The 16590-nt window shown below is 69.6% G+C and carries 16 protein-coding genes and 1 pseudogene; 11 read left to right on the plus strand and 6 right to left on the minus strand.

Features of this window, described 5'->3' with window-relative positions; genetic code table 11:
- Positions 1-248 (minus strand): annotated as a pseudogene (locus tag ACIGZJ_RS21230) (hypothetical protein); the annotation flags it as partial.
- Between the two features lie 376 nt (positions 249-624).
- On the opposite strand from ACIGZJ_RS21230, the gene ACIGZJ_RS21235 reads away from it, so the two are divergent.
- Positions 625-2025: a uracil-xanthine permease family protein gene (locus tag ACIGZJ_RS21235; protein WP_396458656.1), complete on the plus strand. Its 1401-nt coding sequence runs from the start codon at positions 625-627 to the stop codon at positions 2023-2025.
- Between the two features lie 57 nt (positions 2026-2082).
- Entirely contained in the window at positions 2083-3066 is a 984-nt protein-coding gene (locus ACIGZJ_RS21240; protein ID WP_396458657.1) for a GNAT family N-acetyltransferase, read from the plus strand.
- A gap of 144 nt (positions 3067-3210) precedes the next feature.
- Here the strand turns inward: ACIGZJ_RS21240 and ACIGZJ_RS21245 are convergent, their stop codons facing one another.
- Positions 3211-3771, minus strand: coding sequence for a GNAT family N-acetyltransferase (locus tag ACIGZJ_RS21245; protein WP_396458658.1), 561 nt, complete (start codon positions 3769-3771; stop codon positions 3211-3213).
- A 228-nt stretch (positions 3772-3999) separates the two neighbouring features.
- Positions 4000-4704: a TetR/AcrR family transcriptional regulator gene (locus ACIGZJ_RS21250; RefSeq protein WP_396458659.1), complete on the minus strand. Its 705-nt coding sequence runs from the start codon at positions 4702-4704 to the stop codon at positions 4000-4002.
- A gap of 124 nt (positions 4705-4828) precedes the next feature.
- On the opposite strand from ACIGZJ_RS21250, the gene ACIGZJ_RS21255 reads away from it, so the two are divergent.
- From ACIGZJ_RS21255 to ACIGZJ_RS21285, 7 genes are all read left to right on the plus strand, one after another.
- The gene (locus tag ACIGZJ_RS21255) at positions 4829-6070 is read left to right on the plus strand and encodes an FAD-dependent monooxygenase (RefSeq protein WP_396458660.1); all 1242 of its coding nucleotides are present in this window, start codon (positions 4829-4831) and stop codon (positions 6068-6070) included.
- 265 nt (positions 6071-6335) lie between these two features.
- Entirely contained in the window at positions 6336-6764 is a 429-nt protein-coding gene (locus ACIGZJ_RS21260) for a WXG100 family type VII secretion target (protein ID WP_396458661.1), read from the plus strand.
- 6 nt (positions 6765-6770) lie between these two features.
- Positions 6771-8405 carry an alpha/beta hydrolase gene (locus ACIGZJ_RS21265; RefSeq protein ID WP_396458662.1) on the plus strand — a complete coding sequence of 545 codons (1635 nt, stop codon included), beginning with the start codon at positions 6771-6773 and terminating at the stop codon, positions 8403-8405.
- A gap of 44 nt (positions 8406-8449) precedes the next feature.
- Positions 8450-8899, plus strand: a complete 450-nt coding sequence (locus tag ACIGZJ_RS21270; protein WP_396458663.1) for a hypothetical protein — start codon at positions 8450-8452, stop codon at positions 8897-8899.
- A gap of 1080 nt (positions 8900-9979) precedes the next feature.
- Positions 9980-10453: a hypothetical protein gene (locus ACIGZJ_RS21275; protein ID WP_396458664.1), complete on the plus strand. Its 474-nt coding sequence runs from the start codon at positions 9980-9982 to the stop codon at positions 10451-10453.
- A 172-nt stretch (positions 10454-10625) separates the two neighbouring features.
- Positions 10626-10997 carry a hypothetical protein gene (locus ACIGZJ_RS21280; RefSeq protein WP_396458665.1) on the plus strand — a complete coding sequence of 124 codons (372 nt, stop codon included), beginning with the start codon at positions 10626-10628 and terminating at the stop codon, positions 10995-10997.
- Between the two features lie 380 nt (positions 10998-11377).
- Positions 11378-11929: a hypothetical protein gene (locus ACIGZJ_RS21285; RefSeq protein ID WP_396458666.1), complete on the plus strand. Its 552-nt coding sequence runs from the start codon at positions 11378-11380 to the stop codon at positions 11927-11929.
- A gap of 499 nt (positions 11930-12428) precedes the next feature.
- On the opposite strand, the gene ACIGZJ_RS21290 is transcribed toward ACIGZJ_RS21285, so the two are convergent.
- The 3 genes from ACIGZJ_RS21290 to ACIGZJ_RS21300 form a co-directional block, all read right to left on the minus strand.
- Positions 12429-13466 carry a hypothetical protein gene (locus ACIGZJ_RS21290; protein WP_396458667.1) on the minus strand — a complete coding sequence of 346 codons (1038 nt, stop codon included), beginning with the start codon at positions 13464-13466 and terminating at the stop codon, positions 12429-12431.
- A complete protein-coding gene (locus ACIGZJ_RS21295; RefSeq protein ID WP_396458668.1) occupies positions 13466-13894 on the minus strand; it encodes a hypothetical protein in 429 nt (142 codons plus the stop codon). The genes ACIGZJ_RS21290 and ACIGZJ_RS21295 overlap by 1 nt, the downstream gene beginning before the upstream one ends.
- A gap of 351 nt (positions 13895-14245) precedes the next feature.
- Entirely contained in the window at positions 14246-14533 is a 288-nt protein-coding gene (locus ACIGZJ_RS21300; protein WP_396458669.1) for a winged helix-turn-helix transcriptional regulator, read from the minus strand.
- Between the two features lie 173 nt (positions 14534-14706).
- On the opposite strand from ACIGZJ_RS21300, the gene nadC reads away from it, so the two are divergent.
- Together nadC and ACIGZJ_RS21310 are read left to right on the plus strand one after the other, a co-directional pair.
- Positions 14707-15633: a carboxylating nicotinate-nucleotide diphosphorylase gene (nadC, locus tag ACIGZJ_RS21305; RefSeq protein WP_396458670.1), complete on the plus strand. Its 927-nt coding sequence runs from the start codon at positions 14707-14709 to the stop codon at positions 15631-15633.
- Positions 15621-16517 carry a PhzF family phenazine biosynthesis protein gene (locus ACIGZJ_RS21310; protein ID WP_396458671.1) on the plus strand — a complete coding sequence of 299 codons (897 nt, stop codon included), beginning with the start codon at positions 15621-15623 and terminating at the stop codon, positions 16515-16517. Before nadC ends, ACIGZJ_RS21310 begins: the two co-directional genes overlap by 13 nt.
- Positions 16518-16590 lie beyond the last annotated feature (73 nt).

Below are 16590 nucleotides of genomic sequence, written 5' to 3' on the forward strand. Positions count from 1 at the left end.
TCCTCGCCCGCGGCCTGGAACGCCCGCCACACACTGCCCTTGGCGGAGTCCTTGACCACGCCGAAGCCGCCCGCCGCGCACTGGACGGCGGCGAACGAGGACGGGCCCTTGCCGGTGCTCGGGGTCCACAGGACCTTGCCCGGCACGGCGGCGGAGCTGCTGGCGGTGGCCGTGCCGCAGGAGATCGCAAGCGTGGTGAGGGCCACGACGCCGACGGCGGTCCTGCGGTGCTCGGACAGAAAGGACATGCGTCTCCCTGAGTCGGTGGGCGGCCGGAACGGTCGGTGGGTGGCCGAACCGCTCCGAGGGTGGCCGGAACGGACGCCGTCCGGGCCGATCGGCCCGGACGCACCAGGCGATTCGACCACCTGACGGCCCGTGGGGCCAAGCAGGCCGACCGGCAGCGGCCCTTTCGGGCAACTCCACCGGTCGGCCGCGGGCACCGAATCAGGGCCTCCGGGGCGCCCGGCGTACCACTCCGGGTTGGACACCACCGCGTTGGCCGCCCGCCGACACCAGAGCCCCCTCGAACAACCTGCGGTGCGACCGGGAGATCATGGTGCGGCCAGCGTGTGCTCCCGGAACTCCCTCCGGGACGGTCCGGTCGAGTGGAACAGGGAACGAATGAAGGTCGGGTTCGGGTGGAAGCTGCACGGGGACGGTCGGTCGCCGCGGCCCGGGGCGGTGGTGCGGCCGGACGAGCGGTTGTCGTGGGGGCGGACGGTCGGGCTCGGGGCGCAGCACGTGGTGGCCATGTTCGGGGCTACTTTCGTGGCGCCCGTCCTCATGGGCCTGGATCCGAACCTCGCGGTGATGGTGTCGGGTGTGGCGACGGTGTTCTTCCTGCTGGTGACGCAGGGGCGGATCCCCTCCTACCTGGGCTCCAGCCTGTCGTTCGTGGGCGTGGCGGCGGTGATCAGGGCGCAGGGCGGGGACGCGGCGACGTTGACGGGTGCGCTGCTGGTGGTGGGCGCGGTGCTGGCGGCGTGCGGGGCGGCGGTGCAGGGGTTCGGGGCGCGGGTGATCCACGCGGTGCTGCCGCCCGTCGTCACCGGGGCGGTGGTGATGCTGATCGGGTTCAACCTGGCGCCGGTGGCGGCGGGGACGTACTGGCCGCAGGACCAGTGGACGGCGCTGCTGGTGATGGCGTTCACGGCCCTCGCCCTGGTCGTGCTGCGCGGGTTCTGGTCGCGGATCGCGATCTTCCTGGGGCTGGTGTTCGGGTACGCGGTCTCGTGGCTGTTCGACCGGGTCTTCGGGAAGATCGACTCGCCGGTGGGCGGCGGGGCGGCCACCGAGCACTGGCGCCTCGACCTGTCGGGCGTCGGCAAGGCGGACTGGATCGGCCTGCCCTCACTGCACGCGCCCAGCTTCTCGGCGTCGGCGATCCTGGTGGCGCTGCCGGTGGTGGTGGCACTGATCGCGGAGAACGCGGGGCACGTGAAGGCGGTCTCCGAGATGACGGGTGACCCGCTGGACGACCGGATGGGCACGGCGATCATGGCGGACGGCGCGGCGACGGTGCTGTCGACCGCGGTGGGCGGTCCGGCGACGACGACGTACGCGGAGAACATCGGCGTGATGGCGGCGACCCGGGTGTACTCGACGGCGGCGTACTGGTGTGCGGCCGCCTTCGCGATCCTGTTCGGACTGTGCCCGAAGTTCGGTGCGGTGATCGCGGCGATCCCGGGCGGGGTGCTGGGCGGCATCACCGTCGTCCTCTACGGCATGATCGGCCTGCTGGGCGCGCAGATCTGGATCCACAACCGGGTGGACCTGACCAACCCGCTGCACCTGGTGCCGGTCGCGGCGGGCGTGATCGTCGGCATCGGCAACGTGACGCTGCACTTCACCGACGACTTCGAGCTCGGCGGCATCGCACTGGGCACCCTGATCACGCTACTGGGCTACCACGGCCTGCGCGCCCTGGCCCCGGCCCACTTGAAGCACCCGCAGCCCGCCGCGAACGGCCCGCTACTGGACGAGGGCACCAGCGCCTACGACGACGACCGGAAGCAGGGGTGACCGACCGTGGCGTGAATAGGGTGGCGGACCTGCCTCGAAGTTCGAGACCATCCGGTCATGTCGGATGGCATGGCAGGACATGACCTTCCGGTCGGCTTCGGGTTCCGGCCGTATCGCGGCCACGAGGACCACGGCGCCATGGCCGCCGTGCGGCTGGGTTGCGCTGAACGGGATCGGGTCGATGCCCATTCGGTTGTGGAAGGGCTCCCGACAGCGGCCGAGGTCGCCGAGGCCTCCGCCAAGCTGGAGGAGCCGTCCAAGAACCAGATCCTGGTGGTGCTCGACGGGGTCGTCGTCGGCTACTCGACGATCCGGTGGTGGCAGGAGCGGGACGATACGTGGCTGTACCTCCACCGGGGCTACCTCTTGCCCGAGCATCGCGGTCAGGGCATCGGCTCAGCCATGCTGCGCTGGGCCGAAGAGCGGATTCGCCGGCTCGTCAAACAGCACGGAACGGCGCGGACGGCAGTGGTCGGTGCGAACGCCATGGCCTCCGAGCAGGACGCCACGGCACTTCTGCGCGCAGCCGGCTATCGACGGGTCTTCAGTCTGGTCGAGCTGGAGCTGGGCGATCTGCAGCAGGTGCCCGAGCCGGGCGGCGAACTGCCGGCCGGGATACGGACAGGGCCGATCGGGACAGTCCATTTCCGTGCAGCCTGGAGGACGGTCGTCGATTCATACACGGCCACCGGCTTCGCTCGGAGATGGCCTTTCCAGGACTTCGTCGACACCGCCGATCCGGCATGCTGGAGGGCTGCGTGGAACGGGCGGGGCATGGTCGGTGTCGCCCTCTGCTCCATCCGTCGTCACGACCCCACGGTGGGCGAGGTGGAGGAGCTGAGTGTCCGGGCGGATCAGCGACGCCTCGGAATCGGCCGGGTCCTGCTGCTGGACGGACTGCGGAGCCTTCGCAAGCAGGGCGCAACGACCGCCCGGCTGTTCACCGGCACGGAAAATCCGCACCAGTCCTACGACCTTTACGAGAGCGTGGGGTTCCGGCGGCAGAACGAGTACGTCCGTTACCGCAAGTCGCTTGCTTGATCGACCCGTCATTGGGCCGCCCGGTCAGTCCACAGGATTCGACAATGTCTCCGGCTCGGACGGTCAGAGGTGAGGCCAAGGGCCGGAGCGGGCCACGGCGACCTCGGCGGGGGTTGCGGACGCAAACGCGGGCAGGTCTCGGTCCTAGCCGGCGGCCGGCGGGTGCCACTCGCGGCGGAGGAGGCCGAAGACCCAGGAGTCGGAGACGTCGCCGTTGACGACGCAGTCCTCGCGGAGGGTGCCTTCACGGACGAAGCCGAGCTTCTCCAGGACCCGGGCGGACGCCACGTTGCGGGTGTCCGTCTCGGCCTGGACGCGGTTCAGGTCCAGGGTGTCGAACGCCCACCGCAGGACGGCGTGCGCGGTCTCCGTGGCGTAGCCGTGGCCCCACGCGGCGGCGTCGAAGACGTAGCCCAGCGACGCGCTGCGGAAGTCCGGGTTCCAACTGGTCAGGCCGCACCAGCCGATAAACGCGCCGTCACAGGCGCGGTCGACGGCCACCCGCGCTCCCGTGCCTTCCTCCTCGATCGTCCGGCAGGTCGCGAGGAAGCGCTGGGCGCGGGCCGGTTCGGTCCACGGCGGGGAGTCCCAGTAACGCAGCACGTGGGCGCTGCTGTGCAGTGCGTAGAGCGGCGCCGCGTCGGCCTTGGTGAACGGCCGAAGTCGCAGGCGGGCGGTGTGCAGCTCCGGGGTGGGCAGTGTCATGCGGAGCATCCTGCCGCGTCACGCGCGCCCCGACCATCCGTTTATCCGGACGGTCGGGAGCTCGTACGTCCCCGGTGACGCCGGCCGCGCCGCCCTGGGCGGTGAGCCCGAAGTACCGTGCCGGCATGGCACATCAGGCAGATGGCGAGGTTGCGCACGGTGGCCATGGCGCGGGGCGCGTTCCCGGTGCGAGCCATGGAGGCGTCCTCGGTTGAGGTCGCACATTCCCTACCGGGTGCGGCGGGTGATCAGGGCCTCCAGGCCGTCGAGGATGCGCTCCAGGCCGAAGTCCAGGGCCTGGTCCCGGCCGTCGTCTGAGGTCAAGGCCGCGGCGAGCGCGGGGAAGCGGTCGGCGTGCTGGTGCACCAGGGGGCCTAGGACGGCCAGGAGTTCGGCCTCGGGCGAGCCGTCCGGCCGGGCCGCGCGGGCGTGCTCCGCGAGGCCCCGGACGTGCCCGGCCAGCAGCACCGCGGCGTCCATCCGCTCGGGGCCGGTAAGCCCGTGGCCGTCCAGGGCCGCGACCACCCGCTCCAGCCAGCCGAGCTCCTTGGGGCCCATCACCCGCGGTCCGACGGTGGCGTCGAGCAGCCACGGGTGCTCGGTGAACGACATCGCCAACTGCCGCGCCCAGGATGCTAGTTGCTCACGCCAGTCGAGCGAATCCACTGCCGGTGGCGGTTCGCCGACCGCGGCCTCCACCATGAGCGCGACCAGCTCCGCCTTGCCGGGCACGTAGCGGTAGAGCGACATCTTGGTGAAGTCGAGCAGCCCGGCCACCTTCTGCATCGAGACGGCGCCGAGGCCCTCGGCGTCCGCGATCTCGACGCCTGCCGCGGCGATCCGCGCCAGGCTCAGCCCGGGCTTCGGCCCCCGGGACGGCTGGGCGGGCGGCCCCCAGAGCAGCTGCACCGCCCCGTTCGCTTCCTCGCTCAACTCCCGCTCCGTCCTGTGGTTCCGACTGCCCCTTGCGAGGCGATCCAACTGCGTCTACCGTACACAGCAATAAATAGTGTCCGCCGGACACAGTTATTCGACAGCCCCGGATGGAGTGGTTCACGTGAGCACGAAGGTCCTGATCTCGGGCGCGAGCATCGCGGGCCCCGCACTGGCCTACTGGCTGGGGCGGTACGGCTTCGAGACCACCGTCGTCGAGCTGGCCCCCGCCCTACGCGGCGGCGGCCAGGCGGTCGACTTCCGCGGCCGGACCCACCTGACCGTGCTGGAGCGGATGGGCGTTCTCGACGAGCTGCGCGCGCTCGGCACCGGCGGCAGCCCGATGACCTTCGTCGACCGGCGCGGCCGCCGGCTCCTCCACCTGCCGGCCGACTTCGCCGGCGGGGACGTCGAGGTCCCACGCGGGGAGCTCGCCCAGGTGCTGCACCAGCGCACCCTCCCGCGCACCGAGTACCTCTTCGGCAACTCGATCACCGCCCTGGAGGAGACCCCCACCGGCGTCCGGGTGGACCTCCAACACGGCGCGCCACGCACGTTCGACCTGGTGATCGGCGCCGACGGGCTGCATTCCAACACCCGTCGGCTCGCCTTCGGCCCGGAGGAGCGCTACGTCCGCCACCTCGGCTACTACGCGGCCACCTGGCAGCTGCCCAACTACCTTGGCCTGCCGCCCGGTTCGGTCGGTCTCAACGTCCCCGGCCGGCTTGCCGCGGTCGGCGCCGACCACCGCGACCCGACTCGGGCAGGCGCCTTCCTCCTCTTTGCCTCGACCGAACTCCGTTACGACCGCCACGACGTGGCACAGCAGAAGGCGCTGGTCCGGGACGCCTTCGCAGGGCTCGGCTGGGAGGTACCCCGGCTGCTGGAGAGCCTGGAGCAAACCCCCGAGCTGTACTTCGACTCGATCAGCCGGGCCGACGTCCCCGCCTGGTCCGCCGGCCGGATCGCTCTGCTCGGCGACGCCGCCTGCGGAGCCACCATCGGCGGGATGGGCACCGGCACCGCCGTGGTGGCCGCCTACGTCCTGGCCGGCGAGCTGGCCCGGGCCCGCGGCGACCACCGCACCGCCTTCGCCCGCTACGAGCGCGCCCTGCGCGACTACGCCAAGGGCTGCCAGAAGGGCGGCGACCGCACCGGCCCGTTCCTGGCACCCGGTACCGCCACCGGGCTGCGGGTGCGCAACGGGCTGCTGAACCGGCGATGGATCCTCAACAGGATGCTGGAGGCGGGCAAGCAGATCAGCAGCGTCGACCTGCCCGACTACGCGGCCGAGCTGTCCAACGCGGCCGCGTTCGGCGTCGCGGCCGGACGGGTTGGCCCTCGGCCAGCACGCCGCCGGCGGTGACCACCTGATCCTCGACCCGGAGAGCCGGACCATCTGGTGGGCCTACGACAGCACCCCGCTGGTCCGCGAGGGCTGGACCGTTCACCAGCCGGCCCCGGGTGCCGCAGCCGCGCCTCGCAGGTAAGCAAATGCGTGGAGATCCACAGGACGGCGTGCCGCCACCCACGCTGGTCTCGCACCCTCCCGCAACCCTACGTCACCAGCCCGTCGCGAGTCGTATGCTGACGATACTCAAACGATCGCACTTTGACACACGGGGGGAACCGTGACGAGTCCCTATTCGAATCCCGCTTTCGCCGTCAACCCGTCAGCGCTGGAGGGGTGCGGACAAACCGCCCAGCACCTGGGCAGCCAGATACCGCCCGAGACGGCGAAGATCACGGAGCCCAACGACCAGGCCGCGTCGACGCTCCAGGGCTGGCTCACCGGGCCCGCGATCCACAACTGCGCCGCCAACTGGAAGACTCTGCTGGACAAGATCGCCGGCGACATAGGCAGCGCCGGCACCAAGCTCACGACCGCTGCAACCGCCTACCGACAGAACGAGCAGAACGTGTCGATGTCCATGAACGGCGTCACTGCTACCGGCACCTATCGGCCTCCGGTGAATGACCCGTTCAACACCGTCCTCACCAGTGACCTGTCCCCGGCCGCCGAAGCCCGCCGAGCCGCCGGCGCAGGAAAGGCACAGTGAAAACCGATGGACATCACCACCCTCAAGAACGCCAACATCAACAACATCACCACGGCGAAGAACGCCTACGACACCCTCATTACCGCGTTCGGACAACACATCGACTCCTGGCAGCACGAGGTCGTCGACCGGCTCGGCCTGTCGGTGTGGACCGGATCAAGCGCAGACAGCGCCGGAGCCGAGTTCACGGCGATCACCACCAAGCTCCGCAACGCCAAGCAGGAACTCTCCTTCGTCAGCCGTACCCTTGCCGACGCCGCCGAAGGCTTCGCGGCCGCCCAGGCACACCTGATCAGCGCTCTGGACGACGCCAGGACAGGGAAGTTCACCGTCGCCTCGGACGGCACCCTCAGCTGGGACCTTGAGCCCGGCTCCGCGAACTACGCCGGCGACAAGGCCGAGGAGACCGCCAAGGAGATCAGCCGACGGATCACCGCCGCCCTCAACGAAGCCGCCCACGCCGACCAGGAGATCGAACAGCGCCTTAGCCACCTCTCCTACAACGCGACCAGCGGCACCGGACTGGACTCGGCCACCGTCAAGAAGGACCAGGACGCGGTCGCCGCCCGCGACGTGGTACCTCCGACCGGGACCGACCCCGACGCCGCGAAGCGCTGGTGGGACAGCCTCACCGAAGCCCAACAGCAGCGCTTCATCCTCAACCACCCCGACCAGGTCGGCAACCTCGACGGCATCCCGGTCGTCGCCCGCGACCAGGCCAACCGGATCAACCTGGCACGGAGCAAGCAGGACCTCCAACTCCAGCTCGACCACCTGGGGCCCGAGCCCAAGCAGTTCAACGGATGGGTCAAGGGAGAGCCGATCCCGAACCCCGACTACGACGAATGGCACCACAAGCGGAAGGACCTGCAGGAGAAGGTCGACTCGATCAAGAACATCGAAAGCCGGCTGACAGGCGACAATCTGACGATGCGCGGCGCGCCGGCTTTCCTGGTGGGCTTCGACACCAAGGGCAAGGGCCGGGCGATCATCTCCGTCAACAACCCCGACACCGCCGACAACGTCGTCACCTTCGTCCCCGGTACCTCCTCCCGATTCGCCACAGCCAGCGGGGATGTGGACAAGGCGGACGAGATGGTGAAGGCCGCAAGGGAATCGGACCCCGGCAGCCCCAAGACAACGGCCGCCATCGCCTGGGTCGGCTACGACGCGCCCCAGAACGTGTACACCGAAGCAGGGTCCGACTCGTACGCCGAGAACGCCAAGAACGACCTGGCCCGCTTCCAGACCGCCCTGCGCACGACCCACGAGGGCAACCCCTCGCACAACACCCTCCTGGGCCACAGCTACGGAACCGTCGCAGTCGGCTTCGCCATGCGCGACAACAAACTGCCCGTGGACGACGTGATCCTGGTCGGCAGCCCCGGCGTCGGCGTCAGCCACGCCAAGGACCTGAACATCGACCCGTCCCACGTCTACGTCGCCCGGGGCAGCGAAGACACGATGATCAAAAACGTGGCGAGCACCGGCCTGGCCTTCGGACTGGACCCCGTGGACAACGACTTCGGGGCCCGACACCTCCCGGCCGGCAGTACCGACCACTCGCACTACTGGCTGCCGGGCAGCGTCTCTGTCAAGGCGTTCGGCGCCGTAATCGCAGGCAACGGGAGCAGTCAGTGAGGCGACACCGGACGATCGCGGCAACGCTGGCCGCCGGAGTGCTGTTGACGGTCGCAGCGTGCGGCAAGGACTCCGACGCCCCGACCATGACACAGGGCCAGGCGAAGCAGCAGACCGCGGACTACGCGGGGCAGGCCATCACCGACCTGCCCCAACCGGTCACCACGGCCAGCGAGCGGGAGAACGGCACCAACTGCTTCAAGAACGACGCCCCCTCGGAGTACGACGGCCGGGTCGTCGAGGTCACCGAAACGCGGCTCTCCGGCATCCCGGCGGACCGCCAGGCCGAATACGTCGAGCACCTCCGGGTCCGGATCGAGTCCATGGGATTCCAGCTGGACGACCCCGGAGCCCTGCGGACCTCCGCCCACTTCACCAACCCGACCAACAAGTTCACCGGCTCCATCGACGGCATCGGCAGTTCGTACGGGACGCTCGTCATCGGCTTCTCCTCCCCCTGCGTTTGGCCCAACGGCACCAAGCCCCCGCAGTGACTCACCCCCCGCCCGGCCCCTCGCGCCACACCTGCGCGAGGGGCCGTACAGAATGCGGACCTCGGCGCTGGAGGCGCCGTGCAGCAGGGCGAGGATGCCAAGCAGGGCTTCGGACCGGCAGCGCGGACCACACGAGGTGTACCCCGCAGCAGAGGTGATCGAGGCGGTGCCGCGCACTGGCCGCCGGTTGAGTGCGGTGTACGAGATCCGCTGCGCGGATCCTGCGCATACCGCGATCTTCAAGGTGTACGCGCCCGAGTGGGCGTGGAAGCAGGCCAAGGAAGTCCACGTCTATCGGATGCTCGAAGGCCTTCGATCCCTGCCGGTGCCAAGCATGCTGCACCACACATGGACCAGGGTCGGACTCCGTCGTTCTACAGCGAGATGGGCGCCGCCCTGGCCACGGTGCACCAGATCGGCCAGGAGGCGTACGGGTACTTGACCGACCGTATCCTCGATCCGGTTGCCGACACAGGAATTCGGTGCCTGTGATCAGCGAGGCAGGCTGTTCGTACGGCCGCCGACAGCTGACGAGCCGTCTGACGCCGACTGGCGCCCGATCGACCTGGCCACGGACTTCTTCGAGGACTGGAGGAGCGAAGAGCACCGGCCTTGGCCCGATGACCGGTCGGCCCTGTGCTGGTGGCTCCCCTCCTTCTGGGGGGTCCCCGAGGAGCCCGAGCCAGCTGTGGGCCGACGCGTGGTGATCGACGTCGGCCCCGTACACAGTGAGTGTGCTCTCCACGCCGTCCTCAAGCGAGAGCTCGACTTCCCTTCCCTTACGGCATGAACTTGGATGCGTTCTGGGACGCGATCACCAGCCTGGTCGCAATGCCCGACGAACTGCGCTTCGTTCACTGGGCCGAGCTGGAGCCTCGAGTACCGTCTGCGGCGGCCGAGCTCCGCCGAAGTGTTTCCGGCCCCGGGGTGACGGCCGCAAGTGGCCTCACCCAGGAACGGTTTAGGTTGGCCCCACCTGGCGGATGGCGTGGCGAGGCGCACTCAGAGGGCGGTACGTGAGTTGATGTCCGTTTCGCCGATGTTCTTTCGCCGGCCGACAGCAAAGATGACAATCGGGCCATGAGTTTTCTGTATGAGAAGGTGAAGCGGAACGCCCTGATCAGGGTGGCGATCACTGGCGCTCCGGCCGCGCAGCAGTTCACGGCGATCGTCGAAGAGGTTTATTCGGCACGGGACTTCGAGGCCAGGGTGGGATCAGAGATCCGTTTCGTCGGCAAGCCGCCCCACTGGGGTCAGCGGTCGCTCGCCGTGGGCCAACGCGCTCTTCTCTTCATCCGCCGTATCTCCGGCATGTGGTACGAGGACGCCTGGGAGGGCGACCTTCCCATCGAGGAGATCGACGGCGCGGAGTACGCGCTCTACCGGGCCGCTTATGAAAGGGTCCTCACCTTCGACAGCCTGCCCGACTCCCTCAAGGTCGGCTGCCGACCGCACCCCACCCTGCCGATGACCACCTGCTTCAACCTCGCAACGCTGGAGTTCCACCTGAACAGCCTCATCGACCGGGTCTACTCGGAGGGCGGTATGAAGTGATGCCCGGTTTGGCCTTTCGATTGGGCTGAGCAGGCTGGTTGCGCGCTCGCCGGGGGCTGCGGTCGCGGCAGGGTGAACAGCCCCTGCTCGGTCTCGGCCAGGATTCCCCCGCCAGTGGCTGCAAGGGACACAGGCCGCCGCCTACGAGAGGTTCCTGCAGGCGTTCGGCGCTGTGGAAGCCGAGCTCCGCGGCGCGTTCCTTGAGGATCGCCAGCCTGCCTCTGACGTCTGGGGGCCGTTCAATGCCGGAGTGCAGTCGTTGAGCTTGGTGGCAACTCGTGAGGCCGCCGCCGCGGCTGTGGAGCTCTGCGAGGTCGTGGAGGATTTCACCATCCTGTTCCACGGTCGCCGGCCCACCGACCTTGAGGAGCTTCGGCCGATCCACAGCGCGCTGGAGGAGGCACACCTGAAGTTCGTCAACGCGGCCCGACGCTCGCTCGACCCGTCACAAGAGCACCTTCACCGAACGCTGGGCGGCCCATCGCCGTGGCGCGGCGTCGTCTCCTTCTACGCCCAAGGAGCTGTCCCCGACAGGGCCGAGTAGAAGCACGCTTGTCGGCATCACGCGCCACCCAGCGTGTTCTGTGCTGAGGTCGGCGCTGGTCCACCGGTGAGAGCGGTGAGCGGGATGAACGCCGTCCGTGCGCCGAGCTTGCTTGGCGTCGGGCGGGGTCAACCCCCGAAGGACGTCCGGAGCCGACCACTAAGGAACCACCACCCACCCCGTCTGAAGCCGCGAGCACGGCCAGGAACGAGAGTCAAGAATGCTCGGCGGGACACGCACCGGCGGAATTCAGCTCCGGCGCCACAGACGGGTACCGGTGCGCGGTGACGCCTGCGTCAATGGAGAGCATGCCCTTGGAGGCTCGCATCGCCCTGGGGCAACCGGCTTCCAGCGGTAGTAAGTTGACGAGGAGTCAGATTATGATAGCGAAGCGATTGCCCGCGATCCTGGCGGCGGCAGTGCTGCTGGCGCTGCCCGCGGCGGGGGCGGCAAATGCGGAACCCGTCGACACTGCCCCGCACAGCGGCCGGTATCACGTGATCGGCGCGGTACAGGAAATCTCTGCCGAGGCTGCCGAGCGGCTGCGTTCCGGTGCCGAGCAGCAGGGCCTGACCTCGGCCTGGGTGACGGCGTGGGCACACTGGACACCGTACGCGGGCGGGGAGGTGAACGATGTACGCATGCATGTGTACAGCGGCTCCGACGGCCACGACCGGGCGTACGCGGAGGCCTACGTGAACTACTACAACGATGGGGCATATCTGGACGTTTCGCAGACCGCGGGCAACGGGCACTGGCCCTGGCAGGCCACGGGCCTGCTTAAGACGAGTGGGCGGGCCCACTTCCAGACCGTCGAAGCCTACGACGGGCCGGGCAACTGGGTCCGGGCGTGCGGCGCCTCGTTCGCGGTGGGCGACCCGTGGGGCAACCCGCAGTGGGGCACCAACATCAACTGCACCGCCTGGAACTGACCCACCCGCTGTGTGCCCTGCATCGCCGCGCAGTGCGTGAACGGGCAGTGCGTGAACGGGCACCGGCTGCGGCGGACGGCGGCTGCGGCGTTGGCCCCGAAGTGTGGATCCCTGGTCATCAGCGGGACCTGGGTTCGAACTCGTCTTCTGGGCGGATGCGGGGGCGGCTGCAGTGTCCGCGGCCGGCCGTAGGCAGTCCGGACGATTGCCGATGCCCGGAAGGTGGCCGCGTCGGCCGGCGACCCAAACAGGGCGCGGAGCAGTGGGAGGTCGTCGCCGACGGCGGTGACGGCGCGGTGCTGTTCAAGACATCGCCGAAGCCGACAACTGACACGGTCGTCACCCGGTGCCCCGGCAGCATCGTCCGGCCGAGGACGGCACGGCGAAGACCGCCCACTGACGACGAGCGGGCGGGCCACCCCGAGGATCCGGGTGGCCCGCTCGCAGCATCAGGTGGTTGAGGACAGCGCCTTGGCGCCCGCACGCTCGTCGCGAGCTGTCAGAGGAGCGTGTAGACGTTGGGGTCTACAAGCGGATCGCCATCAGCGCCCTGTCCGGTGGGCGGGTTCTTGGTGGGGTCCGGGGGGAACGGGGGTGGTACGTCCGCCTTGGGCTGCCCGGTAGGCGACGCCTTGAAGTTCCGGAGGGCGCGGTCCAGGCCGGCAACTTCCCTCGAAACGACAAGGTTTGGTGTTTTCAATACCTCGGAGACCAGCTTGATGTTCTCGTCGATGCACCCATCGGTGGGCATGTCGGGGATCTTCCACTTGTCGTCGGCCGGGTAGAACTCAGAGTTGGCACCGGAGTCCACGAGCGCGATGGGGCCGATCTTGAGCTGTTGGCCGCCGTCGTGCTCAAGGACGACATCGACCACGCCCAGCCACGGCGACTTGCCAAAGGGGATAGTCGGCACTCCCACCGTGAGCATGAGGCGGTCGTGCTTGTTGGCAGTCACCTCGTAGCTGATCGCCTTCGTGAGCGTGAAGGGCTTCGCCGGCGGTACCGGCTGCTGACCATCGGGGATCTTGAACTGGTAGTTCACCGAGACGACCACCGGACCGCCGGCAGCAGCGCACGATCTCAGGTACTGGAACCGGTTGAACGTGATGCTGGCCCTCGTGACCAACGAGGTGCCGTTAGCGATGTTCCCCAGCGTGATGTCGATGTGGGGGCCGCGGAGGTCCAGCTTCGTTCGCGCCGGATTCTGAACAGACGCGTCGTACTCCTCGCCGTCGATGCCACTCTCGATGTAGGCCGAGACCTGCGACGCTGCGAGATTGGACTTCAGCTCCGGACCGCTCCGAGCCAGGTCGTTCGAGGTCTCCGACTCCCGCTCGATCTGGAAGACGACGAAGCCCACCGTCACCGCGGCAGCCAGGCCCAGGGCGATGCCGGTCCTGACGAACCGGTTGTGCTTCGCCCGGCGTTCGACTTCCTCAGGTGAGTCCAGAACAATGTCGCCGCTCTGGGTGATGTTCTGCGTGGCATTGCCGTAGGCGTTGTTGGCCTGGGAACCCGGCTTGTCGGGGCTGCCCATCACCGGGTCCGGGGCTTGTTGCCGAACACGATGTCGCCGGCCTGGGTGATGTTCTGCGTGGCGTTGCCGTAGGCGTTGTTGGTCTGGACGAAGGACTGCTGCGCCGCGGGGACGGCGGCGCGGACCTCCTCGACCAGAGACCGGAGGTCGGCTTCGAGCTCCGGGTTCTCCTCCAAAAGCTCGGCCAGCTTCTCTGTCCAGCGGTTCTGGAGGGACGCCCGGACGCGCTCCTGCTGCGGTTCAGGCGCCTGGTCGAGCTCCAGCGGGATGCGATCGAGCTGCACCGAAACGCGCTGCTCGTCCCGGTCATCGCCTCGGCCGAACAGCCGGGCGACCCTGCCCTTGGTGCCCTGCCAGATGTCCGTTGCCGCCGCGCTGACGACTGCGGTTCCGCCCGCCGCTGCCAGCTCTACCAGTGCGTCCGTCAACACCGCTGATCTCCCACTCCGTTGAGGGATACGCGGGCACGTCCGGCCCGCTAAGACAAAGAAGGTAATGCATAGTCAGATCACGGAGGAGCGGGAGCTCGAAGCAGACCTGGCGGTATACGCGCAGGCGGCTGATCCGGGCGAACGGGCGAGGCCCGGAGGCCGGCCTCCGGGCGCGCAGTCGTGCCGCCGGCGGACCGCTCGCGCGCGGGGAGTGCCGCGCCCCGGACCTGGCCATGCCTGTCGGGGGCGCCGTCGTCGATTGGCCGGGCCAAACTGCTTCGACATCCGAAGCGCCAGGTGTCGGCGACTTCCCCTGACGTCTCGTCAACACCCGGGCCCGTGTGGGTGTCAGTCCGTGGCGCCGCTGTCGAGCGCCGCCGCCCAGCGTTCCGACCACTGGGCGAGGGGGCTGAGCGAGAGGCAGGCGTCGCGCCCGAGCGGAGTGAGCTCGTACCGACTGTCGGGCAGTTGCTGAACCACGTGGGCGTCCAGCAGTTCGGCCAGGCGCTGGCGCAGCACGCTGGAGGACATGCCGTCGCACTGCTTCTGCAGCGGACGGAACCCGAGGGGGCCGCCGCTCAGCTCCCAGAGGATGCGCAGGCTCCACCGCCGCCCGAACAGGTCGAGTGCGGCCATGAGGGGACGGCCGGTGGTCGAACCACGAACTGGCTTGCCCGGCTTCGGTGTTGGCATGGCGTGGAGTCCAGCCTCCAAGGTTGATGCTTCGGATTCCGACACGCTACCATCGGCGATCGCTTCGGAAATCGAAACAGTGCCCGGCAGGGCGGCCACTCAGAGGTGGAGACCGGATGACGACGAAACAGGTTCCCTCGACGCAGTTCCCCTTAGCGCCCGGACGGACCGCCGTCGCCGCCGCCCTGGCCGAGGACGCCGCGGAGGACGACATCACCGCCGCGTGGAGCGTTCCCGAAAGCCTGGTGGCCACGGCCGAGATCCGCACCCGGCAGGGCGGCATCGCCGCCGGACTCCCTCTGGTCGCCGAGGTCTTCGCGCAGGTCGATCCCGAGGTCAGGGTCGAGGCCGGCGTCGCCGACGGCACCCGGATGGCCGACGGCGACCTCCTGGTGCGCCTGTGCGGCCCGGCGCGCAGCCTGATCACCGGCGAGCGCACGGCACTGAACCTCCTGCAACGCCTGTGCGGCATCGCGACACTGACCGACCGCTACGTCCAGGCGGTGGCCGCAACCAGGACTGCAACCGGGACCGGGGCTCGCATTCTGGACACCCGCAAGACGGCGCCGGGCCTGCGCGCCCTCGACAAGTACGCGGTGACCGTCGGTGGCGGCCACAACCACCGGCCGGACCTCGCGGCGATGGTCCTGCTCAAGGAGAACCACATCGCCGCGGCGGGCGGGGTGACCGCGGCGATCGAGGCGGTCCACCTCGGGATGGCGCGTACCGGGCGGACGGTGGAGGTCGATGTCGAGGTGCGGACCGTGGCAGAGGCCGCCGAGGCGCTGGATGCCGGGGCCCGCTGGATCATGCTCGACAACATGCCCCTGGCCGACATCGAGCAGGTGGTGAGCCTCCGGGCCGGACGGGCCGACGCTCCCCGGATCCTGCTGGAGGCCTCGGGCACCGTCCGCCTGGACACCGTCCGCGCCATCGCCGCGACGGGCGTGGACCTCATCTCGGTCGGGGCGTTGACACACAGCGCGCCCGCACTCGACCTGACGATGCTGCTGACCACCGGCCCGGCGCCGTGCCCGAGGTAGCGATCGTCGACGCGTGCCGTCGGCGGCGCGGGGGTGGCAGCCCGACCGCCGTGCTGGACGACGCGCCGTTGACCGACCAGGAACGACGCCGCATTCCGGCGGAGTTGGGAACGTCGCACGCCGTCTTCCTCCGCGCGACCGGAGTAGAGGGCGCCCGCCCCTCGTACACCCTCCGGTTCTTCACCTCCGCGGGCGAACTGCCCGCCTGCGGCCACGGCACCGTCGCCGCCCTCGCACTGCTCGCCCACCGGACAGGTGGCGACGCCCACCGTGCCGGCCGCGACGCCTACCGGACCGGTGGCGACGCCTACCACGCCGTCCTGCGGACGACCCACCGCACTTTCGACGGCCGGGCCACCCGTGACGGTGACAGCCTGACAGCCTCCTTCGACCCGGGCCCGGTCAGCCTGCGCGAGGTCCGGGGCCCCGAACTGGAGGCGGTCACACAGGGTCTCGGACTGACCGCGGAGGCGGTCGCCGGGGACGCCTGCGTGGCGTCGAACGGGCGGCCGAGACTTCTGCTGCCCGTCCCGTCCCGGGCCGTGCTCGCCGGACTCACCCCGGACTTCCCCCTACTGAGTGCCGCCTGTGACCGCTACGGCCTGCTGGGCTGCTACGCCTACTCGCCCCCGGACCGGCACGGCCGGACGGCAGCCCGGATGTTCGCGCCGTCGATCGGCGTCCCCGAGGACATCGCCAACGCCAACAGCACGGCCTGCCTGGCCGCGCACACGGCCGGATCGGGTGTGGACCGCCTCGTCGTCGACATGGGCGACCACCTCGGCCGCCCGTCGACCGTCACGGCGGCCGTCCGTCACGACGGCCTGGAGCGCCGGATCCGGGTCGGGGGCCGGGCGGCGATCGTGCGGACCCTCGTGCGCTGAGGCCTGCGGTGGTCGGGGCTGGTCGGGACTGGTCGGGACTGGTCGGGCCTGGTGCGGAGCAGACCGGCCTGGC

It is taken from the genome of Kitasatospora sp. NPDC052868, assembly GCF_044547105.1.
Taxonomy (GTDB): domain Bacteria; phylum Actinomycetota; class Actinomycetes; order Streptomycetales; family Streptomycetaceae; genus Kitasatospora.